The organism is Streptomyces sp. NPDC042364 (genome assembly GCF_056437585.1).
Genome location: NZ_JBWKAJ010000009.1, coordinates 122,836 through 147,042, shown reverse-complemented (window position 1 = coordinate 147,042; position 24,207 = coordinate 122,836). Strand labels below are relative to the sequence as shown.

27 protein-coding genes are annotated in these 24,207 nt (G+C 70.4%); 25 read left to right on the top strand and 2 right to left on the bottom strand.

Going from position 1 to position 24,207, the window contains the following annotated elements:
• Window positions 1-196: 196 nt before the first annotated feature.
• Window positions 197-1,057: a class I SAM-dependent methyltransferase gene (locus tag AC067N_RS20005; protein ID WP_478680229.1), complete on the bottom strand. Its 861-nt coding sequence runs from the start codon at window positions 1,055-1,057 to the stop codon at window positions 197-199.
• Between the two features lie 202 nt (window positions 1,058-1,259).
• Here AC067N_RS20005 and proS point away from each other — a divergent pair, with 202 nt between their 5' ends.
• The 18 genes from proS (at window position 1,260) to AC067N_RS19915 (ending at window position 16,456) form a co-directional block, all read left to right on the top strand.
• Window positions 1,260-2,675, top strand: coding sequence for a proline--tRNA ligase (gene proS / locus AC067N_RS20000; protein WP_478680228.1), 1,416 nt, complete (start codon window positions 1,260-1,262; stop codon window positions 2,673-2,675).
• Between the two features lie 276 nt (window positions 2,676-2,951).
• Window positions 2,952-3,548 (top strand): hypothetical protein, encoded by a 597-nt coding sequence (locus AC067N_RS19995; RefSeq protein ID WP_055541811.1) that lies wholly within the window; start codon window positions 2,952-2,954, stop codon window positions 3,546-3,548.
• A 348-nt stretch (window positions 3,549-3,896) separates the two neighbouring features.
• Window positions 3,897-4,325 (top strand): 30S ribosomal protein S16, encoded by a 429-nt coding sequence (rpsP, locus tag AC067N_RS19990; protein ID WP_468078786.1) that lies wholly within the window; start codon window positions 3,897-3,899, stop codon window positions 4,323-4,325.
• A 2-nt stretch (window positions 4,326-4,327) separates the two neighbouring features.
• Entirely contained in the window at window positions 4,328-4,567 is a 240-nt protein-coding gene (locus AC067N_RS19985; RefSeq protein WP_003973401.1) for an RNA-binding protein, read from the top strand.
• A gap of 103 nt (window positions 4,568-4,670) precedes the next feature.
• The gene (rimM, locus tag AC067N_RS19980) at window positions 4,671-5,213 is read left to right on the top strand and encodes a ribosome maturation factor RimM (protein WP_478680227.1); all 543 of its coding nucleotides are present in this window, start codon (window positions 4,671-4,673) and stop codon (window positions 5,211-5,213) included.
• Window positions 5,213-6,046: a tRNA (guanosine(37)-N1)-methyltransferase TrmD gene (trmD, locus tag AC067N_RS19975; protein WP_478680226.1), complete on the top strand. Its 834-nt coding sequence runs from the start codon at window positions 5,213-5,215 to the stop codon at window positions 6,044-6,046. Before rimM ends, trmD begins: the two co-directional genes overlap by 1 nt.
• A gap of 134 nt (window positions 6,047-6,180) precedes the next feature.
• Window positions 6,181-6,531, top strand: a complete 351-nt coding sequence (gene rplS, locus AC067N_RS19970) for a 50S ribosomal protein L19 (protein ID WP_053848457.1) — start codon at window positions 6,181-6,183, stop codon at window positions 6,529-6,531.
• Window positions 6,532-6,577: 46 nt separating this feature from the next.
• Complete coding sequence (gene lepB, locus AC067N_RS19965) at window positions 6,578-7,324, top strand: signal peptidase I (RefSeq protein ID WP_478680225.1); 747 nt, start codon at window positions 6,578-6,580, stop codon at window positions 7,322-7,324.
• Entirely contained in the window at window positions 7,317-8,435 is a 1,119-nt protein-coding gene (gene lepB, locus AC067N_RS19960) for a signal peptidase I (RefSeq protein WP_478680224.1), read from the top strand. The genes lepB (AC067N_RS19965) and lepB (AC067N_RS19960) overlap by 8 nt, the downstream gene beginning before the upstream one ends.
• Complete coding sequence (gene lepB / locus AC067N_RS19955; protein ID WP_478680223.1) at window positions 8,401-9,288, top strand: signal peptidase I; 888 nt, start codon at window positions 8,401-8,403, stop codon at window positions 9,286-9,288. The genes lepB (AC067N_RS19960) and lepB (AC067N_RS19955) overlap by 35 nt, the downstream gene beginning before the upstream one ends.
• An 81-nt stretch (window positions 9,289-9,369) precedes the next feature.
• The gene (lepB, locus tag AC067N_RS19950; protein WP_478680222.1) at window positions 9,370-10,113 is read left to right on the top strand and encodes a signal peptidase I; all 744 of its coding nucleotides are present in this window, start codon (window positions 9,370-9,372) and stop codon (window positions 10,111-10,113) included.
• Between the two features lie 148 nt (window positions 10,114-10,261).
• Window positions 10,262-10,747, top strand: a complete 486-nt coding sequence (locus AC067N_RS19945; RefSeq protein ID WP_478680377.1) for an NUDIX hydrolase — start codon at window positions 10,262-10,264, stop codon at window positions 10,745-10,747.
• A 56-nt stretch (window positions 10,748-10,803) separates the two neighbouring features.
• On the top strand, window positions 10,804-11,112 hold the full coding sequence (locus AC067N_RS19940) for a DUF2469 domain-containing protein (RefSeq protein WP_005311352.1): 309 nt from the start codon (window positions 10,804-10,806) through the stop codon (window positions 11,110-11,112).
• A 170-nt stretch (window positions 11,113-11,282) separates the two neighbouring features.
• A complete protein-coding gene (locus AC067N_RS19935) occupies window positions 11,283-11,648 on the top strand; it encodes a YraN family protein (protein ID WP_478680221.1) in 366 nt (121 codons plus the stop codon).
• Window positions 11,648-13,270 (top strand): YifB family Mg chelatase-like AAA ATPase, encoded by a 1,623-nt coding sequence (locus tag AC067N_RS19930; RefSeq protein ID WP_478680220.1) that lies wholly within the window; start codon window positions 11,648-11,650, stop codon window positions 13,268-13,270. Before AC067N_RS19935 ends, AC067N_RS19930 begins: the two co-directional genes overlap by 1 nt.
• 34 nt (window positions 13,271-13,304) lie before the next feature.
• On the top strand, window positions 13,305-14,465 hold the full coding sequence (gene dprA / locus AC067N_RS19925) for a DNA-processing protein DprA (protein ID WP_478680219.1): 1,161 nt from the start codon (window positions 13,305-13,307) through the stop codon (window positions 14,463-14,465).
• 272 nt (window positions 14,466-14,737) lie between these two features.
• A complete protein-coding gene (gene whiG, locus AC067N_RS19920) occupies window positions 14,738-15,574 on the top strand; it encodes an RNA polymerase sigma factor WhiG (protein WP_478680218.1) in 837 nt (278 codons plus the stop codon).
• A 324-nt stretch (window positions 15,575-15,898) separates the two neighbouring features.
• Window positions 15,899-16,456, top strand: a complete 558-nt coding sequence (locus tag AC067N_RS19915; RefSeq protein ID WP_478680376.1) for a TetR/AcrR family transcriptional regulator — start codon at window positions 15,899-15,901, stop codon at window positions 16,454-16,456.
• A gap of 332 nt (window positions 16,457-16,788) precedes the next feature.
• On the opposite strand, the gene AC067N_RS19910 is transcribed toward AC067N_RS19915, so the two are convergent.
• Window positions 16,789-17,319 (bottom strand): murein hydrolase activator EnvC family protein, encoded by a 531-nt coding sequence (locus AC067N_RS19910; RefSeq protein WP_478680375.1) that lies wholly within the window; start codon window positions 17,317-17,319, stop codon window positions 16,789-16,791.
• A gap of 652 nt (window positions 17,320-17,971) precedes the next feature.
• On the opposite strand from AC067N_RS19910, the gene rpsB reads away from it, so the two are divergent.
• The 7 genes from rpsB (at window position 17,972) to AC067N_RS19875 (ending at window position 24,129) form a co-directional block, all read left to right on the top strand.
• Window positions 17,972-18,859, top strand: coding sequence for a 30S ribosomal protein S2 (gene rpsB / locus AC067N_RS19905; RefSeq protein WP_478680217.1), 888 nt, complete (start codon window positions 17,972-17,974; stop codon window positions 18,857-18,859).
• Between the two features lie 180 nt (window positions 18,860-19,039).
• Window positions 19,040-19,876, top strand: coding sequence for a translation elongation factor Ts (gene tsf / locus AC067N_RS19900; protein WP_478680216.1), 837 nt, complete (start codon window positions 19,040-19,042; stop codon window positions 19,874-19,876).
• A gap of 190 nt (window positions 19,877-20,066) precedes the next feature.
• Window positions 20,067-20,825, top strand: a complete 759-nt coding sequence (gene pyrH, locus AC067N_RS19895; RefSeq protein WP_055517171.1) for a UMP kinase — start codon at window positions 20,067-20,069, stop codon at window positions 20,823-20,825.
• A 155-nt stretch (window positions 20,826-20,980) separates the two neighbouring features.
• On the top strand, window positions 20,981-21,538 hold the full coding sequence (frr, locus tag AC067N_RS19890) for a ribosome recycling factor (protein ID WP_055517210.1): 558 nt from the start codon (window positions 20,981-20,983) through the stop codon (window positions 21,536-21,538).
• Window positions 21,538-22,665, top strand: coding sequence for a phosphatidate cytidylyltransferase (locus AC067N_RS19885; RefSeq protein ID WP_478680215.1), 1,128 nt, complete (start codon window positions 21,538-21,540; stop codon window positions 22,663-22,665). The genes frr and AC067N_RS19885 overlap by 1 nt, the downstream gene beginning before the upstream one ends.
• A 169-nt stretch (window positions 22,666-22,834) precedes the next feature.
• A complete protein-coding gene (locus AC067N_RS19880) occupies window positions 22,835-23,284 on the top strand; it encodes an SRPBCC family protein (RefSeq protein WP_478680214.1) in 450 nt (149 codons plus the stop codon).
• A gap of 218 nt (window positions 23,285-23,502) precedes the next feature.
• A complete protein-coding gene (locus AC067N_RS19875; protein WP_478680213.1) occupies window positions 23,503-24,129 on the top strand; it encodes a hypothetical protein in 627 nt (208 codons plus the stop codon).
• Window positions 24,130-24,207 lie beyond the last annotated feature (78 nt).

Sequence of the window (24,207 nt, the reverse complement as noted above, 5' to 3'; positions counted from 1 at the left end):
CCGTGCGTGGACGGCGATTCAGTGGTTGTCGGCATCCGGGTGCGTGCCCGGACGGTGCGCCAGGCTATGGGGATCGTCCTTCACCTGGCGAAGTGAGAGGCGTGCTGTCCCGCTTTCTCCACACCATTCACACGTGCATCGGCCGAAAGTGTCGAAGACCTTCTCAGCGCACCCATCCCGGGGCCGTTCACGCTTCTCAGGGCGTCCGGGCGATCAGATACCGGAACACGTTCGGCATCCATACCGTCCCGTCCTGGCGGCGGTACGGGTGCAGGGCCTCCGCGACTTCCTTGTTCACCTGCATCTGGTCCGTGGCCGCGATCGCCGTGTCGAACAGCCCCGTCGACAGCAGCCCCCTTACCGCGTTGTCCACGTTCGCGTACCCGAAGGGGCAGGCCACGCGTCCGGAGCCGTCCGGCCGCAGGCCGGCCCGCTGGGCGACCTCCTCCAGGTCGTCCCGCAGCGCGAGGCGCCAGCCATCGGCGCCACGCACGGGATCGGCCGGCTTGGTGGCGACCCGGAGCACCGTGGACGTCGTGCAGCGCTCCGGGGGCCCCCACCCCACGAGGACGACCGGGGCGCCGCGCTCCGCGAGCGGGGTGGCGCAGGCCAGCAGTTCGGCCAGGCCCTCCGAGTCACCGGCAAGGCAGCCGATCGGCTCGAAGGCCGTCACCAGGTTGTACCGCGGGACACCGGCGGCCCCGGCCGCTTCCTCGGGAGCGCCCTCCACCACCCGTGCGTCGGCACGGGTGCGGGCGCCCCATCCCTCCGGAAGCAGCCGCTCCCGCGCGAGAGCCGTTCTCTCGGGTGACGAGGCGTCGACCCCGGTGACCGCGGCGCCCCGCGACGCCGCCACCACCAGCGCCAGCCCCGACCCGCAGCCGAGCCCCAGCATCCGGGTACCGGCGCCCACGTCGAGCCGGCGGTAGACCGCCTCGTAGAGGGGGACCAGCATCCGTTCCTGGATCTCGGCCCAGTCACGCGCGCGTGCACACCGGTCCACCCGGGGCGCGGCCCCCGGGCGAGGCAGTTGCTGCCGCACGAGCGTAGGTGTCATATCGAAAGCGCCCCAATCCGCCGAGAGTCGTCTCTGTGCCCGTTTTCAGGGCCCCCGTGACAGTGCGCTCGCACTCCCCCCGTATGCCAGATAACTCCGCACCCGGCGCGCCGTCCAGGGGTCTCGGACACCGGCTTGCGGACTGTCTGTGCGCGGGCAAAAGAATTCACATCCCCGCAACGCGGCCCCGTACGATCGCGCCATGGCAAAAGCACCCGTTCTCACGCCGCGGGCGGACGACTTCCCGCGCTGGTACCAGGACCTGATCACCAAGGCGGAACTGGCCGACAACGGTCCGGTGCGCGGCACCATGGTGATCCGGCCGTACGGGTACGGGCTGTGGGAGCGGATGCAGCAGGAGATGGACGCCCGGATCAAGGAGACGGGCACGCAGAACGCGTACTTCCCCCTCCTGATCCCCCAGTCGTACCTGACCAGGGAGGCCGAACACGTCGAGGGCTTCGCGCCCGAACTGGCCGTGGTGACGCACGGCGGCGGCAAGGACCTCGAAGAGCCCGCGGTGGTCCGCCCCACCTCAGAGATGATCATCAACGACTACTTCTCCAAGTGGGTCCAGAGCTACCGCGACCTCCCCCTGCTGATCAACCAGTGGGCCAACGTGGTCCGTTGGGAGCTGCGGCCCCGCCTGTTCCTCCGCACCACGGAGTTCCTCTGGCAGGAGGGCCACACGGCGCACGCGACGTACGAGGAGGCGCGCGACTTCGCCGCGCACATCCACCGGCAGGTCTACGAGGACTTCATGGTGAACGTCCTCGCGATGGACGTCGTCCCCGGCCGCAAGACCGTCAGGGAGCGCTTCGCGGGCGCCGTCAACACCCTCACCCTCGAAGGCATGATGGGCGACGGCAAGGCCCTCCAGATGGCCACCAGCCATGAGTTGGGCCAGAACTTCGCCAAGGCCTTCAACACCCGTTACCTCTCGAAGGAGGGCAGGCAGGAACTCGTCTGGCAGACCTCCTGGGGCTCCACCACCCGCATGATCGGCGCCCTGGTGATGATGCACGGCGACGACAACGGCCTGCGGGTCCCGCCCCGTCTCGCCCACGTCCAGGCCGTCGTCCTCGCGATCAAGGGCGACGACGCGGTTCTGGCCAAGGTCCGCGAACTCGGCGACCGGCTGAAGGCTGCGGGCGTACGCGTCCATGTGGACGACCGCACGGACGTCCCGTTCGGCCGCCGTGCCGTCGACTGGGAACTCAAGGGCGTCCCCGTACGCATCGAGATCGGCCCCCGCGACCTGGAGGACGGCACCGCGATGCTCGCCCGCCGCATCCCCGGCGGCAAGGAAGCGGTCCCCGTCGACTCCCTCGTGGGGCTGCTGCCCACGGTCCTCGAAGAGGACCAGGCGCTGCTCCTGGAACAGTCGCGTGAGCGGCGGGAGTCCCGCACGACCGAGGTGTCGACGATCGGTGAGGCCGTCGAGGCCGCCGGTGCCGGCGGCTGGGCGCGCATTCCCTGGTCGACCCTCGGCGAGGAGGGCGAGGCCGGGCTCGCCGAGCACGCCGCGACCGTACGGTGTCTCGTCGCCGAGGACGGGTCGGTGCCCGACTCCTATGACGCACCCGGTAACGTCGCGGTCGTGGCGCGCGCTTACTAGAGCGACGCGCGCTAACTAGAGCGATCCGTTCCGTCGCGAGCGACCGAAACGCCCCTTGCGCATCCGACGACCACAGGTGTCCCGGCGCCCGGACCTTGTCTACGCGCCGGGGCTACGTGTTACTACGTACCGCCTTGCGTGGAGCTGCGAGGCTTCTCCGCAGATCAGCGCACCCGCCCTCGTCGGGACGCACTAGCGGCAACTGACGGGTACGTGCAAATTATTTGGGATGGCCCGGAATCGGAACACACGGGCACTCAGGCTCGTTCTCATTACGTGAGCACGACACAGACACCACCCGTTCTCGCCGCAGAGCTGGCGCAGGCGTGGGCCGACATTCAGCGGTACCACCCCGAGCTGCCGGATCTTGCCGCTCCCGAGTCCCTGATCGGAGAGTCGTCGTCCGCCTGCGGGCACGAGCTCTCCTTCGAGCGACTGCTCCATGAGGCAGTCCACGGCATCGCCGCCGCCCGCGGGGTCCGCGACACCTCCCGCGCCGGCCGCTACCACAACCGGAGATTCCTCGCGATCGCCGAGGAACTGGGCCTGGACCATCCCGAGGAACCGCACCCCAGCAGCGGCTTCTCGCTGGTCACCCTCAACCCCGAGGCGAAGCGTCGCTACCGCCCCACCATCGAGAAACTGCAGCGCGCCCTGAAGGCCCACACGGCGGCCACCTCCGCCGACACGGCCCGCAGCTTCCGGGGCCCGGCCGCCCGCCACGGCTCCTCCGGCGGCGGCGTCCGGGTCAAGGCGGTCTGCGACTGCGGCCGCAACGTCCGGGTCGTCCCCTCCGTACTCGCCCAGGCCCCCATCGTCTGCGGCGGCTGCGGAAAGCCCTTCCGTATCCCGGAGGTCGTGGGCGCGGCGTGACGCGACGACGAACTGAACGGACGGCTGCTCGTGGCGGCCGTACCAGTGAGTCGTACGTCGAGCCGCGCGTCGAATGGGCAGTGGAGGGTGCCGTCCCCGCGGCATCCTCCACGCGGCGCTGAGCGCACACGCACCCCCGACGCGGGGTGCCGCTCAGTCATGGCCGCACGCGCCCCCCTCGCGGCAACCGCGACCCGTGAGGTGTGGCAGAATGGCTAGCTGTACTCGACAGCCGCACAGGACCCCTCTCTCCTCCGGCTGACGCGTCCATCGGGCACTCGGGTACCGCAACCCCACGCGGCATTTCCGCCGTGCCCAACCACGTCAAATCCAGGAGAACCCACTCCCGTGGCAGTCAAGATCAAGCTGAAGCGTCTGGGCAAGATCCGTTCGCCTCACTACCGCATCGTCGTCGCCGACTCCCGTACCCGTCGTGACGGTCGTGCGATCGAGGAGATCGGCAAGTACCACCCGACGTACAACCCGTCGGTCATCGAGGTCGACGCGGACCGTGTCGCCTACTGGCTGGGTGTCGGCGCGCAGCCGACCGAGCCCGTGCTCGCCATCCTGAAGAAGACCGGCGACTGGCAGAAGTTCAAGGGCGAGCCCGCCCCGGCGCCGCTCCTCGTCGCCGAGCCGAAGTCCACGCGTCCGTCGTTCGAGTCCCTCGGCGGCGACGACGAGGGCAAGGGTGAGGCCATCACCCAGAAGAAGAAGGCTGAGAAGAAGGACGAGGCCGCCGCCGAGTCTTCTTCGTCTGAGTCGACCGAGGCCTGAGCATGCTCGAGGAGGCTCTCGAGCACCTCGTCAAGGGCATCGTCGACAACCCCGACGACGTACAGGTCGCCTCGCGCAACCTGCGCCGCGGGCGCGTCCTCGAGGTCCGGGTCCACCCCGACGACCTCGGCAAGGTGATCGGCCGCAACGGCCGTACCGCCCGCGCCCTGCGCACCGTCGTGGGCGCCATCGGCGGCCGCGGAGTCCGTGTCGACCTGGTCGACGTGGACCACGTCCGCTGACGCAGTTCGCAGCACCGGCTCGGGCCGGGGAAGGCCATCGAGCCGTCCCCGGCCCGATGTCGTACGGTCGGCCGGACCGTCCGATGACAGGAGATCAAGCACAGTGCAGCTGGTAGTCGCACGGATCGGCCGCGCCCACGGCATCAAGGGCGAGGTCACCGTCGAGGTACGTACCGACGAGCCGGAGCTGAGGCTCGCGCCCGGCGCCGTACTGGCCACCGACCCCGCCTCGGCGGGGCCCCTCACCATCGAGACCGGCCGGGTGCACAGCGGCCGCCTCCTGCTGCGCTTCGAAGGTGTGAAGGACCGCAACGCCGCCGAGGCGCTGCGCAACACCCTCCTGATCGCCGAGGTGGACCCGGACGAACTGCCCGAGGAAGAGGACGAGTACTACGACCACCAGCTGATCGACCTCGACGTGGTCACGAAGGACGGGGTCGAGGTCGGCCGGATCACGGAGATCTCCCACCTGCCCTCCCAGGACCTCTTCATCGTCGAGCGGCCCGACGGCAGCGAGGTGATGATCCCCTTCGTGGAGGAGATCGTCACCGAGATCGACCTCCAGGAGCAGCGCGCGGTCATCGCCCCGCCGCCGGGACTGATCGACGACCGCGCGGAGATCGCGTCGTCCCGGGACGAGGCCTGATGCGGCTCGACGTCGTCACGATCTTCCCCGAGTACCTCGACCCCCTGAACGTCTCCCTCGTCGGGAAGGCACGCGCGCGTGGACAGCTGAACGTGCACGTGCATGATCTGCGCTCCTGGACGTACGACCGGCACAACACCGTCGACGACACGCCGTACGGTGGCGGCCCCGGCATGGTCATGAAGACCGAACCCTGGGGCGACGCACTGGACTCCGTCCTCGCCGACGGCTACGAGACCGGTGCCCGGCGGCCCGCCCTCATCGTCCCCACCCCGAGCGGCCGCCCCTTCACCCAGACCCTCGCCGTCGAACTCTCCGAGCGGCCCTGGCTGGTCTTCACCCCGGCCCGCTACGAGGGCATCGACCGCCGTGTCATCGACGAGTACGCCACGCGGATGCCCGTGTACGAGGTCTCCATCGGCGACTACGTGCTCGCCGGAGGAGAGGCGGCCGTCCTCGTCATCACGGAGGCCGTGGCCCGTCTGCTCCCCGGTGTCCTCGGCAACGCCGAGTCCCACCAGGACGACTCCTTCGCGCCCGGCGCCATGGCCAACCTCCTGGAGGGGCCGGTCTACACGAAGCCGCCGGAGTGGCGCGGCCGGGACATCCCCGAGGTGCTGCTCAGCGGCCACCACGGGAGGATCGCGCGCTGGCGCCGGGACGAGGCACTGAGGCGTACGACGGCCAACCGGCCCGACCTCGTCGAGCGCTGCGACCCCAGGGCCTTCGACAAGAAGGACCGCGAGATGCTCTCCATCCTGGGCTGGGCCCCTGATCCGGAGGGCGAGCCCTACGGCCGATTTTGGCGTCGGCTGGAGGGCGTGGAAGAATAGGCCGCTGTTGTGCGTCGTCCGGCGTGCGCCCCTGCCACAGGGGGACACGACGCCCGCCCCGACACGGACAGCATCCTCCTGGAAAACCTAGCTCCCGCCTATGACCTGTGGCATGGGCGAAGAAAGCAGACGCAATGTCTCACCTGCTCGACTCCGTCGACTCCGCGTCGCTGCGCAGCGACATCCCGGCCTTCCGTCCGGGTGACACCGTCAACGTCCACGTCCGCGTCATCGAGGGCAACCGCTCCCGTGTGCAGCAGTTCAAGGGCGTGGTGATCCGCCGCCAGGGCGCCGGTGTCCGCGAGACCTTCACGGTCCGCAAGGTCTCGTTCTCCGTCGGCGTCGAGCGCACCTTCCCGGTGCACACCCCGATCGTCGAGAAGATCGAGCTCGTCACCCGCGGTGACGTCCGTCGCGCCAAGCTGTACTACCTGCGCGAGCTGCGCGGCAAGGCGGCGAAGATCAAGGAGAAGCGCGAGAACTGAGCGCGCGCTCACGTGTCACAGAGGGGCCGGATACGATCTGGCCCCGATGGACACCGAGGCACAGCAGTACAAGGAGCGCGACCGCTCCCCCCGCCCTTCCGAAGCCGGGACGTCATCCGTCCCGGCCGGTTCCGAGGAGACCTCGGACACGGAGCGGCCGGAGGGGCGGTCGCGTTTCGCGTGGGCCGGCCGGGCCACCGAGTCCGTTCCGGGTGGGCGATACACCCTTGCCGTACTGATCTGCCTGCTTTTTCTGACGCTCTTCAGCAACTTCGTGATGCAGCCGTTCCAGATTCCCAGCAGCTCAATGGAGCGTTCATTGAGGATCGGGGACCGCGTTCTCGTAAATAAGTTGGCGTACGGTTTCGGTTCTGAGCCGCGGCGCGGTGACGTCGTCGTCTTCGACGGCACCGGCTACTTCGGGAACGCCGACTACATCAAGCGCGTTGTCGGCGTGGGGGGAGATCGGGTGGTCTGCTGCGACCAGGAGGGGAGGCTTGAGGTGAACGGCCGGTCGGTCGACGAGTCGTCGTTTCTGTACCCGGGGGACAGCCCGTCGACGGTGCCCTTCGACGTGGTCGTACCCGAGGGGCGCCTGTTCCTCCTCGGCGACCACCGCGGCGACTCCAGCGACTCCCGCAACCACCTGGGATCCCCGGGCGGCGGCATGATCCCCCTCGACGCCGTGATCGGCAGGGCCGACTGGATCGCCTGGCCCGCGGACCACTGGACGCGTCTGCACCGCCCCGACGCCTACGCGCGCGTGCCCGCCGGCGGCGGTGCGCATGGGTAACCGTGGCAGGCCCCGGGGCGCCCCCAGCGCCCCGTCCGAGAATCTGCTGCCCACCGGCACCCGGCGGGCCGGCGGGGCCGCCCGGCCGAGCCGGGTCGAACGGCGCAAGCTCGCCCGCAAGATCAAACGTCGCAGGCGCCGCTCGGCGGTCAAGGAGATCCCGCTCCTGGTCGGCGTCGCCGTCGTGATAGCGCTGGTCCTCAAGACCTTCCTCGTGCAGGCGTTCGTGATCCCGTCGGGCTCCATGGAGCAGACGATCCAGATCGGCGACCGCGTCCTGGTCGACAAGCTCACCCCGTGGTTCGGCTCGAAACCGACCCGGGGGGACGTGGTCGTCTTCAAGGACCCCGGCGGCTGGCTGGAGGACGAGCAGACCACGCCCGCGACCGAGGACCCCATCGTCATCAAGCAGATCAAGGAGGGTTTGCAGTTCATCGGACTGCTCCCGTCCGATGACGAGAAGGATCTGATCAAGCGGGTCGTCGCGGTCGGCGGCGACACCGTCAAGTGCTGTGACCTCCAGGGCCGCGTGACCGTCAACGGCATGCCGCTGGACGAGACGGCCTACATCCACCCGGGCAACAAGCCCTCCACCCAGGAGTTCCAGGTCACCGTGCCCCAGGGACGGCTCTGGGTTATGGGCGACCACCGGGAGGACTCGGCCGATTCACGCGCCCATCAGTCTGACGACTCCAAGACGGCCCGGTTCAGCGGTACGGTCCCCGAGGACGCCGTCGTCGGCAGGGCCGTGGTCATCGCCTGGCCGGTCGGCCACTGGGGGCAGTTGGAGGAGCCGGACACGTTCTCCGCCGTGCCGAGCGGGTCGACCACCGCCCTCGGCGCTTCGCATAGGGTGGCCCCCGCGGATCGAAACGGATTGATCCCCCTCCCGACCCCTGCGGAACTCCCGCTCGTTATGGGAGTGGTGGGCCTGCACCGGATGTGGCGCGGGCGGCGGTACGGCGTGAGGAGTGGATGTGGGGGATTTGGCGGTCGGCGCACGGTCCGGACACGGTGGTTCCGAGGAACGGCCCGAGCAGTCCGACGAGGCGGCTTCCCCGGCCGCGGAGAACGTCGTGCGTTCCGAGGGTTCCGTGTCCGACGGGAGTGACCACCCGGACGGGGCGGACGGGGAAGGCGCCCGGACCTCGACGGACGACGGCGAGCAGAACCGGACACCCAAGAAGAAGCAGCGCTCCTTCTGGAAGGAGCTGCCGATCCTGATCGGGATCGCGCTGGTCCTCGCGCTGCTGATCAAGACCTTCCTCGTGCAGGCGTTCTCGATCCCGTCGGACTCGATGCAGAACACCCTCCAGGAGGGCGACCGGGTCCTGGTCGACAAACTCACCCCCTGGTTCGGTTCCGAGCCGGAGCGCGGCGAGGTCGTCGTCTTCCACGACCCGGCCGGTTGGCTGAACGGCGAGCCCACCCTGGAGCCCAACCCCGTGCAGCGGGTCCTCGGCTGGATCGGCCTGATGCCGTCCGCCGAGGAGAAGGACCTCATCAAGCGGGTCATCGGCGTCGCCGGCGACACGGTGGAGTGCAAGGGCACGGGCCCCCTGAAGGTCAACGGCAAGGCGCTGAACGAGCCGTACGTGTACCCGGGCAACACCCCCTGCACCGTCGACGACACCGGCGGTCAGTTCAAGGTGAAGGTACCCAAGGGCAAAATCTGGGTCATGGGCGACCACCGTCAGAATTCGTTGGACTCCCGCTATCACCAGAGCGACAAGAACCGCGGGATGGTCCCCGTGGACAACGTCGTCGGCCGCGCCATCGTGGTCGCCTGGCCGCCCACCCGCTGGTCCACGCTGCCGGTTCCGGACACCTTCGACCAGAACCTCAGTGCCGCCGCGCCCGGCGCACTCGGTCTCGCGGGCGCGGTTCCGCTGGTGCTGTGGCGCCGGCGCCGCCTCCTCGCGGCCGAGAGCCCGAGGGTTTCTGGCGCGGGTACCGCCGGGTAGGGTGCCGTCCCAGATCGCCGATCATCCGCGGCTCCGAACGACGCCCGGGCGATCGAATCTCCGAACTGGGGGAGCACTGGGATGAGCGGGACGACAGGCCGTACGGACGAGGGCCGCGGACGGCTCGGCAGCAAGCTGTCGGGGCTGGCCGTGGCCCTCGGCTGCGTGCTCTTCCTCGGCGGCTTCCTGTGGGGTGCCGTCGTCTACCAGCCCTACACCGTGCCGACCGACTCCATGGCCCCCACCATCACCTCCGGGGACCGCATCCTGGCCCAGCGGATCGACGGCGCCGACATCGAGCGCGGTGACGTCGTGGTCTTCCGGGAGGAGGCCTGGGGCAACTCGCCCATGGTCAAGCGGGTCGTCGCGGTCGGCGGGGACACGGTCGCCTGCTGCACCGACGGCAAGCTGACCGTCAACGGCAAGAAGATCGACGAGGCGTATCTGCCGAAGGGGCAGGACGCCGAGCTGACCGGCATCCCCGAGATCACCGTCCCGAAGGGCCGGCTCTTCCTGCTCGGCGACGAGCGCAGCGGCTCCCTGGACTCCACCGCGCACCTCACCGAGGCCGGCCAGGGCACGGTGCCGCGGGGCAACGTCGACGCGCGCGTGGACGCCGTCGTCTGGCCCATGGACGGCATGCTGGCCCGCCCCACGGGCTTCGAGAAGCTGGGCGCGCTGTCCTCTCCCGGCCCGCTGCGGCTGATCACCGCCGCGCTGGTCGTGGGCATGCTGCTCGTGCTGGGCGGCGCGGCCTACGGGCCCGTGGCCAAGCGGCTCGGCGGCCGTGACCGGGTGCGGACGGAGCCCGCCGGTGTCGGCTGAGCCGCCGCGCGAGCCGTCGTACGGTGCGTCGTCGGAGCCGCCGCCGCGCACCCAGTCTCCGGCTTCGTCGAACGGGGCCTCCTACAGCCCGTACGACGGCGGTGCCCGGGATGCCGGGGAGGCGGCCGAGGACACCTACGAGGGCGGACTGCGCAAGGTGGCGCGGGTGATCCTGCTGGATCCGCAGGATCGGATCCTGCTGCTGCACGGCCACGAACCGGACGATCCCTCGGACGACTGGTGGTTCACCCCCGGCGGTGGCGTCGAGGGCGCGGAGACCTTGGAGGAGGCCGCGCTGCGGGAGCTCGCCGAGGAGACCGGGATCACGGACGCCGAGCTCGGCCAGGTCCTCTGGCGGCGGAGGTGTTCCTTCCCCTTCGCCGGGCGCCGCTGGGACCAGGACGAGTGGTACTACCTGGCCCGTACGGCGGTCGCGCACCGGCCGCTGCCCGGGCCGGCGGGTCTGACCCGACTGGAACTGCGCAGCGTCGCGGGAGCACGCTGGTGGACGTGCGGGGAACTCACCCGCACGCATGAGACTGTGTACCCGACCAGACTCGCCGAACTGCTGCGCACGCTGCTCGACGAGGGTCCCCCGGCCCGTCCCGTGGTCCTCGAGACCGAAATTGTCTAGAGGCGTGCGGGGCTGGCGCACAATGGTGGGATCGCACGGCTGAAGGGGAACATGCCATGAGCGCCGAGGACCTCGAGAAGTACGAGACCGAGATGGAGCTGAAGCTCTACCGGGAGTACCGCGATGTCGTCGGTCTGTTCAAATACGTGATCGAGACCGAGCGGCGCTTCTATCTCACCAATGACTACGAGATGCAGGTGCACTCGGTGCAGGGCGAGGTGTTCTTCGAGGTGTCCATGGCGGACGCCTGGGTGTGGGACATGTATCGGCCGGCCCGGTTCGTGAAGCAGGTGCGGGTGCTCACGTTCAAGGACGTGAACATCGAGGAGCTGAACAAGAGCGATCTGGAACTGCCGGGCAGCTGAGGCCGTGGTGAGGCGGTGGCCTCCGCCGTCCTCCGCCGTCCTCCAACGGTCGCCCTCCGCCGGCCGTCATCCCGGCGGGTGACGAGGTTGTCCACAATCGTCGACTTTTCCACCGAGATCCAATAGCGGGCCGGGATGACCTGAGTGTGGGTGCCGGAGGTGGTGCCGACATGGGCAACGCACGAGGAGCACTCGGCAGGTACGGCGAGGAGCTGGCCGCGCGGCGGCTGGCCGAGGCCGGGATGACGGTCATGGAGCGCAACTGGCGCTGCGGCAGGACCGGTGAGATCGACATCGTGGCCCGGGACGGGGACGCCCTGGTCGTCTGCGAGGTCAAGACCCGAAGGGCCGGCCCTTTCGAACACCCGATGGCCGCCGTCACGACCACCAAGGCGGGACGTCTGCGCGCTCTCGCCGAACGGTGGCTCCAGGAACACGGAGGGGCCCCGCCGGGCGGGGTCCGCATCGATGTCGTCGGAGTCCTCCTGCCCCACCGCGGCGCACCCGTGGTGGAACACGTACGGGGGGTGGCCTGATGGGATTCGCCCGCACCTGCTCCGTGGCACTCGTGGGCGTGGAAGGCGTCGTCGTCGAGGTCCAGGCGGACCTCGAGCCGGGCGTGGCCGCGTTCACGCTGGTGGGGCTGCCGGACAAGAGCCTGACGGAGAGCAAGGACCGGGTCAGGGCGGCCGTGGTGAACTCCGGCGCCGAGTGGCCGCAGAAGAAACTGACGGTCGGGCTCAGCCCCGCGTCGGTACCCAAGGCCGGCAGCGGCTTCGACCTCGCGGTCGCCAGCGCGGTCCTGGGCGCCTCCGAGCGGATCGATCCGCGCGTGCTCTGCGACATCGTGATGATCGGTGAGCTGGGACTCGACGGGAGGGTCCGCCCGGTGCGTGGCATCCTGCCCGCCGTACTGGCCGCCGCCGAGGCCGGATACGAACAGGTCGTCGTGCCGGAGTGCGCGGCCGCGGAGGCGTCCTTGGTGCCCGGCGTGTCCGTCCTGGGCGTTCGCACCCTGCGGCAGCTGATCGCGGTCCTCGCCGACGAGCCCGTGCCGGACGAGGAGCCCGATGAGGGACGTCCGGATCCCCTGCTGGCGGGGCTGCGCATGCCGGGCACGGGCGCGGCCACCGGTATGCACACCACGGGCGCCGCGCAGCAGGACCTGGGGCACGACCTGGCCGATGTCGTCGGGCAGCTCGCGGCGCGGACGGCCGTGGAGGTGGCGGCGGCCGGCGGGCACCACCTCTTCCTGGAAGGTCCACCGGGAGCGGGCAAGACGATGCTCGCGGAGCGGCTTCCGGCCATCCTGCCGAGACTGGGCAGGGAGGAGTCCCTGGAGGTCACGGCGGTCCACTCGATCGCCGGTCTGCTGCCGGTGGGGAAGCCGCTGGTGGATGCGGCGCCCTACTGCGCGCCGCATCACTCGGCGACGATGCAGGCCCTGGTCGGGGGCGGTCAGGGCGTCGCGCGGCCCGGCGCGGTGTCGCTGGCCCACCGCGGGGTGCTCTTCCTCGACGAGACTCCCGAGTTCAGCGGCCAGGCGCTGGATGCCCTGCGCCAGCCGTTGGAGGCGGGCCACGTGGTGATCGCGCGCAGTGCCGGGGTCGTCCGCTTCCCGGCGAGGTTCCTGATGGTGCTCGCGGCCAATCCGTGCCCGTGCGGCCGTTTCTCGCGGACCGACGACCTGTGCGAGTGTTCCCCCGCCTTGATCCGCCGTTATCAGTCCAGGCTGTCCGGGCCGCTGCTGGACCGGGTCGATCTCCGCGTCGAGGTCGACCGTGTCGGCCGGTCCGAGCTCACCCAGCGAGGCGCCCGGGGCGAGTCCACGGCGACGGTGGCCGACCGTGTGCGGGCCGCCAGGGAACGAGCCGCACTGCGGCTGGCCGGCACGCCCTGGCGCACGAACAGCGAGATCCCCGGGCGTGAGCTGCGCAGTAGGTGGCATGCGGCGCCGGGTGCCATGGACGAGGCCGAGCGGAGTCTGGAGCGGGGCATTCTGACCGCACGGGGACTGGACCGGGTCCTGCGGGTCGCCTGGACGATCTCGGACCTCGTCGGCCACGAGCGTCCCGACGCGGCGGACGTCAATCTGGCTCTGCAACTGCGCACCGGCGTTCCGCGTGGAGTGCCGATGGCGATCGGAGCCCTGGCATGAGGCCGGAGCGGTGCGACATGTCGGTGGGTGGGTCATGACCGGTGGCGGTGCGCCGGACGCCGAGCGGATCGACCGGGCCTTCCTTGCCCGTGTCATCGAACCCGGGGACGAGCTAGCCGGGCGGTGGCTGCGGGAACTCGGCGCCGGGGAGACGGCGCGGCGGCTCTCCGGGAGCGGTGGTCCGCTGCCGGGCGCGTCGGAGAAACGGTGGGCGGGGCTGCGGTCCCGGGCCGACCGCGCCGATCCGGAGGGCGACCTGGCCGAGGCGCGAGCGGCCGGGGTCAGGTTTCTGGTGCCCGGGGACGCGGAGTGGCCCGGACAGCTGGATGATCTCGGGGACGGGAGACCGGTCGGGCTCTGGGTGCGAGGGCAGGCCCATACGCGGATGTGGGCCCTGCGGTCCGTGGCCGTCGTAGGGGCGAGGGCGTGCACGGAGTACGGGGCGCACATGGCGGCCCTCCTGGGGGCGGGGCTGGCGGAGCGGGGCTGGGTGGTGGTGTCCGGCGGGGCCTACGGCGTGGACGGGGCCGCTCACCGAGGTGTGCTCGGGGTCGGCGGGGCCACCGTCGCCGTGCTGGCCTGCGGGGTGGACCGGCCCTATCCCCGGGGCCATACCCAGTTGATCAACAGGATCGCCGAACAAGGGCTCGTGGTGGGCGAGTTGCCGCCGGGGGAGCATCCCACCCAGAGCCGCTTCATCCTGCGCAACAGGGTCATCGCCGCTCTCACCAGGGGCACCGTGGTCGTCGAGGCGGCGCACCGCAGCGGAGCCCTGGTCACGGCGCGGGCCGCGCAGCGGCTGGGGCGGTTCACGATGGGTGTGCCCGGACCGGCGACCTCGGCCCTGTCGGCGGGGGTGCACGAGCTGCTGCGGGGCGACGCCGTGCTCGTGTCGGACGCCGCGGAAGTCGTCGAGCTGGTAGGTGACATGGGTGAGTTCGCGCCCGACAAGCGGGGCCCGATCCTCCCTCGTGACCTGCTCGAACCCGGCGCGCGACAGGTGCTCGCGGCGCTGCCGGGACGGGGCGCGGCGGCCGTCGACGCGGTGGCCAGAGGAGCGGGGACGACCGTGGACGACGCGGTCGGGAGACTGTACGAACTCCGCGCACTTGGTTACGTCGAACGACACGGCGACAGCTGGAAGTTGACACGCCAGGCGATGATCTCCGTTTCTTCGGATCGGAGGCCAAGTTGACCGAGGGTGTTCGGCCGTCCGGGGGAACGTCGACAGCCTTGCGGTTTCCGGTAGTTGGGCACCGCACGCCCGTCACGCAGTGCGACCGCCGCCACCCTGGAGTGCTCCCAGCGGAACGTATCTGCGCCCGGGTGATCCCTCGATGTTCGCGCACTGCGACACCCCAGTCACGCTACGCTCACGAGGATTCCGAATCAGGCAGGCATCTCGACATCAGACCGACAGCTCACCCAGGCATCCCCAGTTCACGGCAGAACGGCACAAGGCGACGAATGCCCCAGCACACCTCCGGGTCTGACCGGGCGGCGGTACCGTCCGCCGCTCGCGGCACCGTGCGCCCGCCCGCCCCCTCGACACTCGACGAGCTGTGGCGGACGTACAAGACGACGAACGACGAACGACTGCGCGAGCAGCTGATCCTCCACTACTCACCCCTGGTGAAGTACGTCGCGGGCCGGGTGAGCGTGGGCCTGCCGGCCAACGTCGAACAGGCGGACTTCGTCTCCTCCGGGGTCTTCGGGCTCATCGACGCGATCGAGAAGTTCGACATCGACCGGGAGATCAAGTTCGAGACCTACGCGATCACCCGGATCCGGGGCGCAATGATCGACGAACTGCGCGCGCTGGACTGGATCCCACGCTCCGTGCGGCAGAAGGCCCGCAACGTGGAGCGGGCGTACGCCACTCTGGAGTCCCGCCTCAGACGTACCCCCTCCGAGGGGGAGGTCGCCGCGGAGATGGGTATCCAGGTCGACGAACTCCACGCCGTCTTCAGTCAGTTGTCCCTGGCCAATGTGGTGGCACTGGAAGAGCTGCTGCATGTCGGGGGTGAGGGTGGTGACCGTCTGAGTCTGATGGACACGCTGGAGGACACCGCCGCGGACAACCCGGTCGAGGTGGCGGAGGACCGGGAGCTGCGGAGGTTCCTGGCGCGGGCCATCAACACTCTGCCCGAGCGCGAGAAGACCGTCGTCACGCTGTATTACTACGAGGGGCTCACACTCGCCGAGATCGGCAACGTGCTCGGGGTCACCGAGAGCCGGGTGAGCCAGATCCACACGAAGTCGGTGCTGCAGCTGCGGGCGAAGCTGGCGAGTTTCGGCCGTTGAGCCGGAGTGGCGAGGGCCGGGGGACGGGTCGGCCCTGGCCTGGAGCGGCTCGGGCCGGGCAGCCGGATGCGGGAGCGGTCGTGACAGCTGCGGCCGGCCGTGGCCGGCGTATCAGCAGTGGGACGCCGTGGGTTCGCGGCGGTGGTGCGAGTGGGGTCTGCGGTGAGTGTCGTGGCGGATGCGGTGCGGTGTGCCGGCGGTTGCCCGGGGCGCGTGTCACGGTGAGGGCCCGGGGCTGAGCGACGGCCGGTCGGGGGAAGGCACTCCCGTGGGTGGCGGTCCGTCCGTACAGTGGTCGACGTGCCAAGGATTCGAGCGGCCTCCGTGGCCGAGCACCGGTCGATGCAGCGAGCCGCCCTGCTGGACGCGGCTCGGTCCCTGCTGTCCGAGGGCGGGACGGAGGCGTTGACGTTCCCGGCCCTCGCCGAACGCACGGGGCTGGCGCGATCGTCCGTCTACGAGTACTTCCGGTCCAGGGCGGCCGTGGTCGAGGAGCTGTGCGAGGTCGACTTCCCCCTCTGGGCGGCGGAGGTCGAGGCGGCGATGGCGGCCGCCGACCGGCCCGAGGAGAAGGTCGAGGCCTACGTCCGCAAACAGCTGGCGCTGGTCGGGGACCGGCGGCATCGGGCCGTGGTGGCGATCTCGGCGAGCGAGCTGGACGCGGGTGCCCGGGAGAAGATCCGGGCCGCGCACGGCGGGCTGGTCGCGATGATCGTCGAGGCGCTGGCGGCGTTGGGGCAGGCGGAGCCCCGGTTGGCGGCGATGTTGCTCCAGGGCGTCGTGGACGCGGCTGTGCGGCGGATCGAGCTGGGAGCGGCGGAGGAGCCGGACGCCATCACCGACGCGGCGGTCGCGATGGCCCTGCGAGGAGTCCGGGGCTGACCGCGCCGCCCCACCCGCCGGGGGCCGCCCGGCGTTGCGGAAGGGCCGGGTGATTCGTCGGCCGGCTCCGGGACGGGGCTGCGTCCGCGCGCGACCAGGCGCGACCAGGCGCGACCGCGCGCGACGAGGGTACGGCCGTGCGAGGCGAGGGTACGGCCGTGCGAGGCGAGGGTACGGCCGGACGGTTGCCGTGCCCAGCGCGGCGGTGCCCCGGCCCGGCTTCGCGCGGTGCGGCCGGTGGCAGCGGGGCCCGCTGGAACGGGCCTCCCCGGTGGCCGCCGCCGCGCCTCCGAATGGCCCCGGCGCCGGTGGGATGCCCTCCTCGGGAACCGCTACGCCGGTACCGGGAGCAGGCGGGACGGGCCTCTGCGGAGTAGCCAGGGTGGGAGCAGGGACAAAGGGTTCAGGTAGGCGTCGGCTCTGCGCAGACCCCAGTGGAGACAGGACGTGGGGCAGTGGGAAGGGGAGGCTTCCAGGGTGCCCAGGATGTCTCCCGGTGCCACCTCGTCGCCCTCGCGTACGGATGCCCGTACCGGTTCATAGGTCGTCCGCAGTGGTGGGGCGCCCGTGTTCCCCAGTTCGACCGAGATGACTCCTCGGCCTGCCACCCGGCCCGCGAAGGACACCACGCCCGGGGCGACGGCCCGTACGGGGGAACCTGCGGGGGCCCACAGGTCGACGCCTCGGTGCCCCCGGGCGTAGGTGGTCGGCGGCGGCTCCCAGGTCCGCACCACCGGCGGCCGCAGGCCCACGGGCCATGCCCGGGCTACCGCGGGGACCGTGTCCGCCCCGCCCGCCCCGGCGGAGTCGCCGGATGGGTCCGGTGTGCCCGGTGCGGCCCGCGGCGCCGATGTCCAGGCCATGGCCAGCAGCACAGTCAGCAGACCGGTCACGACCGTCGAACGGCCCGCCCCCCATCGCCGCGATGACCAGCCCTGCCCCACCGACCCGCCCGGCCGCGTAAGCCCACGTGCCCGCATCGCCCCGCCTGGCTGCCCCCGCCGACCCACCAGCCCCGAACGGCCTGATCCCTCTGGCCCAACCGACCCGCCCACCCTTCCTGCTCTCCTCACCCGTCCAACCCGTCCAACCTGCCCCACCCGCCCCAATCGGGCCCGCCAGCCCCACCAGACAGGCCTGCCTGGCCCGCCTGGCCCGCACGGGCATCCGGGCCACACCGGCCGCCCCGCCCGGCCCGGACCCCTTCGGCGGATTTCTCGCTTGCTTCGCTCGTCAGACATGCCCGAAGCGTCCCGCGAGTGGCGCGACCACGGCCGGGATCTGTGGAGTACTGGCCGGTTGTGGATATCGGCGTCACCCGGCGCCTCGCGGGTCCCGTACACTTCTGAAGGCGATCCGGGTCACCGGGTCGACTTCGCACGCCCCGGTACGAGGCCCCCCGCGGGTCCGTATCAGCGCCCCTCGGTCCTTAGCGGCAACGGCGCATCGCGGGCGTCAGGCGCGGATGCCGTCCGGTTTCCGCGGCACAACCGAGAAAAATCAAGGAGAACGGCCATGGCCGTCGTCACGATGCGGGAGCTGCTGGAGAGCGGCGTCCACTTCGGTCACCAGACCCGTCGCTGGAACCCGAAGATGAAGCGCTTCATCTTCACCGAGCGCAACGGCATCTACATCATCGACCTGCTCCAGTCGCTGTCGTACATCGACCGCGCCTACGAGTTCGTCAAGGAGACCGTGGCCCACGGCGGCACGGTCATGTTCGTCGGCACGAAGAAGCAGGCGCAGGAGGCCATCGCCGAGCAGGCCACCCGCGTCGGCATGCCCTACGTCAACCAGCGCTGGCTGGGCGGCATGCTCACCAACTTCTCGACCGTCTACAAGCGTCTGCAGCGCCTCAAGGAGCTCGAGCAGATCGACTTCGAGGACGTCGCGTCGTCGGGTCTGACCAAGAAGGAGCTCCTGGTCCTCTCGCGTGAGAAGGCCAAGCTGGAGAAGACCCTCGGCGGTATCCGCGAGATGCAGAAGGTGCCCAGCGCCGTCTGGATCGTGGACACCAAGAAGGAGCACATCGCGGTCGGCGAGGCCCGGAAGCTCAACATCCCGGTCGTCGCCATCCTCGACACCAACTGCGACCCCGACGAGGTCGACTACAAGATCCCGGGCAACGACGACGCGATCCGCTCCGTCACCCTGCTCACCCGTGTGATCGCCGACGCCGTCGCCGAGGGCCTCATCGCCCGTTCCGGCGTCGCCACCGGCGACAAGGGCGAGAAGGCCGCGGGCGAGCCGCTCGCCGAGTGGGAGCGCGACCTGCTCGAGGGCGAGAAGAAGGCGGAGGAGGCTCCGGCCGCCGCCGAGGCTCCGGCTGAGGCTCCGGCCGCCGCCGAAGCCCCCGCCGAGGCTGCTGCCGAGGCCCCGGCCGGCGAGGCCGAGCAGGCCTGACCCGGTCAGCGTCCGTCGTGTTGACGGCGGGAGCGGTGACATGAACTCCGCTCCCGCCGTTCACCCGTAGGTCGGCGCAGAGTCGGATACCCGCAGCCGGATGAGTACCGACATCCGGATGCGGATCGCAGACCGCGCGGATCTCCGATCTCCCAGACTTCGAGAAGGACTCACAGACTCATGGCGAACTACACCGCCGCCGACGTCAAGAAGCTCCGCGAGCTCACCGGCGCCGGCATGATGGACTGCAAGAAGGCGCTGGACGAGGCCGAGGGCAACGTCGACAAGGCCGTCGAGGCGCTCCGCATCAAGGGCCAGAAGGGCGTCGCCAAGCGCGAGGGCCGCTCCGCCGAGAACGGCGCCGTGGTCTCCCTCATCGCCGACGACAACACCTCCGGTGTCCTGGTCGAGCTGAAGTGCGAGACGGACTTCGTCGCCAAGGGCGACAAGTTCCAGGCCGCCGCCAACGCGATCGCCGCGCACGTCGCCGCGACCTCCCCCGCCGACATCGAGGCCCTGCTCGCCTCCGAGATCGAGGCCGGCAAGACCGTCCAGGCGTTCGTGGACGAGGCCAACGCCAACCTCGGCGAGAAGATCGTCCTGGACCGCTTCGCGCAGTTCGCCGACGGTTTCGTCTACGCCTACATGCACCGCACCATGCCCGACCTGCCCCCGCAGATCGGTGTCCTGGTCGAGCTGGACAAGGCCGACGCCGACCTCGCCAAGGGTGTGGCCCAGCACATCGCCGCCTTCGCGCCGAAGTACCTCTCCAAGGAGGACGTGCCGGCCGAGGTCGTCGAGTCCGAGCGCCGCGTCGCCGAGGAGACCACCCGCGCCGAGGGCAAGCCCGAGGCCGCCCTGCCGAAGATCGTCGAGGGTCGCCTCAACGGCTTCTTCAAGGACGTCACGCTGCTCGGTCAGCCGTACGCGCTCGACAACAAGAAGTCCGTCCAGAAGGTTCTGGACGAGGCCGGTGTCACCCTGAAGCGCTTCACGCGCATCAAGGTCGGCATCTGAGTCCGTACCGCGACGGACGCCCGGTCCCGATAGGGTCGGAAGCAGTCGTTCGCGTACGCCGTCGCACGCGCGCGTGTGACGGACGACAGCAGATCTGACGAGGAGGCCATTGCCGCGCATGGGATGCGAACATCACCCCACCGGCAATGGCCTTCTTCGTATGTGCGACACGTAAAGAGGCGAGATCTCCATGACCACCAAGCCCGAGAAGAGCGACGACGGCAAAGTACACGGCCGGTTTCTGCTGAAGCTGTCCGGAGAGGCGTTCTCCGGGGGCGGTGGCCTCGGCGTGGACCCGGACGTGGTGCACGCCATCGCCCGGGAGATCGCGGCCGTGGTCCGTGACGGCGCGGAGATCGCGGTCGTCATCGGCGGCGGCAACTTCTTCCGCGGCGCCGAACTCCAGCAGCGCGGCATGGACCGGGCCCGCTCCGACTACATGGGCATGCTCGGCACGGTCATGAACTGCCTCGCCCTCCAGGACTTCCTGGAGAAGGAAGGCATCGACAGCCGGGTCCAGACCGCCATCACCATGGGCCAGGTCGCCGAGCCCTACATCCCGCTGCGCGCCGTGCGCCACCTGGAGAAGGGCCGCGTGGTCATCTTCGGCGCCGGCATGGGCATGCCGTACTTCTCCACCGACACCACCGCCGCCCAGCGCGCCCTCGAGATCGACGCCCAGGCGCTGCTGATGGGGAAGAACGGGGTGGACGGGGTCTACGACTCCGACCCCAAGACCAACCCGGACGCGGTCAAGTTCGACTCCCTCGGCTACGGCGAGGTCATCACCCGCGAGCTCAAGGTCGCGGACGCCACCGCCATCACGCTCTGCCGTGACAACAAGCTCCCGATCCTCGTGTTCGAGCTTCTCAAGGAGGGCAATATCGCGCGGGCCGTCAAGGGTGAGAAGATCGGCACTCTCGTGGGTGATCAGGGAAGCCGGGCCTGACCGGGTCCCTCCCCTGCCCGGGGGACGGAGCCTGACCGGGGGATGGACAATGTCCTGCCGGTCGGGAACCGTGCAGGAACAAGACGCGACGCAGCCGGCCGCCGACGTGACCACGTACAGCAGCCGGGCCTACTCAAGACACGCAGGAGCAAGTGGTGATCGAAGAGACCCTCCTCGAGGCCGAGGAGAAGATGGAGAAGGCCGTCGTGGTCGCCAAGGACGACTTCGCCGCGATCCGCACCGGTCGTGCGCACCCGGCGATGTTCAACAAGATCGTGGCCGACTACTACGGCGCGCTGACGCCGATCAACCAGCTGGCCTCGTTCTCCGTGCCGGAGCCGCGCATGGCCGTGGTGACCCCGTTCGACAAGACCGCGCTGCGCAACATCGAGCAGGCGATCCGCGACTCCGACCTGGGCGTCAACCCCAGCAATGACGGCAACATCATCCGCGTGGTGTTCCCCGAGCTCACCGAGGAGCGCCGCCGCGAGTTCATCAAGGTCGCCAAGACCAAGGGCGAGGACGCAAAGGTCTCCATCCGTTCCGTGCGCCGCAAGGCCAAGGACGCCATCGACAAGCTCGTCAAGGACGGCGAGGTCGGCGAGGACGAGGGCCGCCGTGCGGAGAAGGAGCTCGACGACACCACCGCGAAGTACGTCGCCCAGGTGGACGAGCTGCTCAAGCACAAGGAAGCCGAGCTCCTCGAGGTCTGATGAACGACTCTTCCTGGGGAGCGCCGCCACAAGCCGGGTACTGGGCGCCGACCGACCGGGGACCTGTCCAGGGGCACGCCCCGGCGGGTCCCCCGTACGATGCGCCTGAGGGCCGGCATCAGATGCAGACTCAGCCCATGCCCATCGTGCCCGACGTGCCCGCGCATGGCGGGAACCAGGACGACGACCGGGGGGCCGCTCGGCAGGCCGGCCCCCTGTTCCGCGACGAGATGCCGTCGGCGCACCCCCACGGGGAGGCGCCGCAGAAGCCGGAGCCCATGCCCCACGCCCCTCAGCCCGCCCCGCAGAAGAAGAGCGCGGGCCGTGACCTGAGCGCCGCCATAGGGGTCGGTGTCGGGCTCGGCGCGGTCATCGTCGCGTCGCTGTTCATCGTCAAGGCCGTCTTCGTCGGCGTCATAGCGGTCGCCGTCGTGGTCGGACTGTGGGAGCTGACCTCGCGCCTGCAGGAACGCAAGGGCATCAAGGCGCCGCTCGTACCGCTCGCGGTCGGCGGCGCCGCCATGGTCGTCGCCGGATATGTGCGCGGCCCGGAGGGTGCCTGGGTGGCCATGGCGCTGACCGCGCTCGCCGTCCTCGTGTGGCGGATGACGGAACCGCCGGAGAACTACCTCAAGGACGTCACGGCGGGCGTCTTCGCCGCGTTCTACGTGCCGTTCCTCGCCACCTTCGTCGCGCTGATGCTCACCGCGGACGACGGACCGCAGCGGGTCCTCACGTTCCTGGTGCTGACCGTGGTCAGCGACACGGGCGCCTACGCCGTCGGCTGGCGCTTCGGCAAGCACAAGCTCGCCCCGCGCATCAGCCCCGGCAAGACCCGTGAGGGACTGCTCGGCGCGGTCGCCTTCGCCATGATCGCGGGCGCTCTGCTCATGCAGTTCGTCATCGACGACGGCGCGTGGTGGCAGGGCCTGCTCCTGGGCCTCGCGGTCGCCGCCACTGCCACCCTCGGTGACCTCGGCGAGTCGATGATCAAGCGGGACCTCGGCATCAAGGACATGGGCACGCTGCTGCCGGGCCACGGCGGGATCATGGACCGGCTGGACTCGCTGCTGCCGACGGCTCCGCTGGTCTGGCTGCTGCTGGTGGTGTTCGTGGGCTCCGGCTGACCGGAACGCCCCACGGGCACGCGGTGTACGCGGGCCCCCGCCCTGGAGGACATGGAGGACAGGGCGGGGGCCCGCAGCCGTCTGCCCGCGATCGGGCGAGCCGTGGCCATGTGGGCGGTCGAGTGGGACGATTTCTCCAGGGGGATCACGCTGAAAGGGGGCGGGCTTCATGTCCGACTTCCGTGAATCGATCGACATCGACTGCCGCCCGGAGGACGTCTGGGCGTATGTCAGCGACCTCTCCCATCTGCCCGAGTGGCAGGAGAGCGCGGTCGCCAGCGAGCCGCTGGACGCCGGCCCGGTCGGTGTCGGCTCCCGGGTGCGCGTCACCCGGCACTTCGGCCGCCGGAACGTTCCGATGACCATGCGGTTCACCGAGTACGAGCCGCCGCGTGCCTGGAGTCTCGAGAGCACCGACGGCCCCGTCCACAGCCATGTGCACGGGGAGATCACCCCGCTGGACGACGGCCGCCGCTCCCGCGTCACCGTCGAGGTCGGCTTCGACGGCCGGGGCATCGGCAAGGTCCTTGTCCCCCTCGTCGTCCGCCCCCAGATCCGCAAGGAGCTGCCGCGCAACGAGATGCATCTGAAGGACCTCCTGGAACACACATCGGCGTAGCCGCCGGCGAAGGCGGCGGGAACCCGGACGATCGCGGTCCCACGCCCCGGCGCTGCTCCAGTCAGGGCAGGGCGCGGACCCGGCCCGGTCCCGGTTGGTGTGACGGCCGGGCAGGGGCACGCACCCGCACGGCCCTGGCCGGATCGCCCCCTTGTACGCGCTCCGTGTACGTGTCACACAGTTCAGAGGCGGGACGGGACCCGGGGGAGGGGCGCTGTATGTCGGTGTGGGGTGGCCATCCGGTCAGGCCGTCGGCCTGGGCCGTCGAGCGGTTCGGGCGGCATGCCGGCGCGCTGGCCGCCGCGGTTCCGGTGCAACTGGCCAAGGCGCACGGGAAGGCTCATGCCGCGCACCTTGCCGCGGGGCTGAAGAAGCGGAGTCCCTACGGTGTCGCCCTTGCGGGCGTGGTGCGCGAGAACCTCGCGGAAACGGCGCGCGAGCTGGGGGAAGCCGTCCGTGACGTACGCGGATACGAGTATGCGGTGATCAACGATCACGCCCTCTTCCCCTTCCGGTACGCGGACAGGCCGAAGCCACTGGACAGGGCCCGGCTGCCCGCCAACGCGTCGCCCACTCGGCACCGGCTGTTCCGGGCGCACGGCCCGCAGCCTCCGGAGGCCCTGTTCGACGTCGATGGAGACCTGGCGACCGAGGAGTACCTGGGGCTGCACCAAGCGTTCGAGGAGCTGGGGGCGTCCACCAGGCTGGTCTGCGTGTTCTACACGGCCGACGTCGAGAACGGCGTCCATGCCATCCACTGGGGGGACGCCCACCTCGAACCCGACCGCACCTTCACATGGCCCTACAGAGAACGGCTCCCGGTCGCTCCCGTGCAGCTGGAGTGATCGAGGCCGGCCGACGCCGCCAGTAGGCACCCACGGATGACCACCCCATTTCGCTCCGGCCCGGGCCACCGGAGTTGA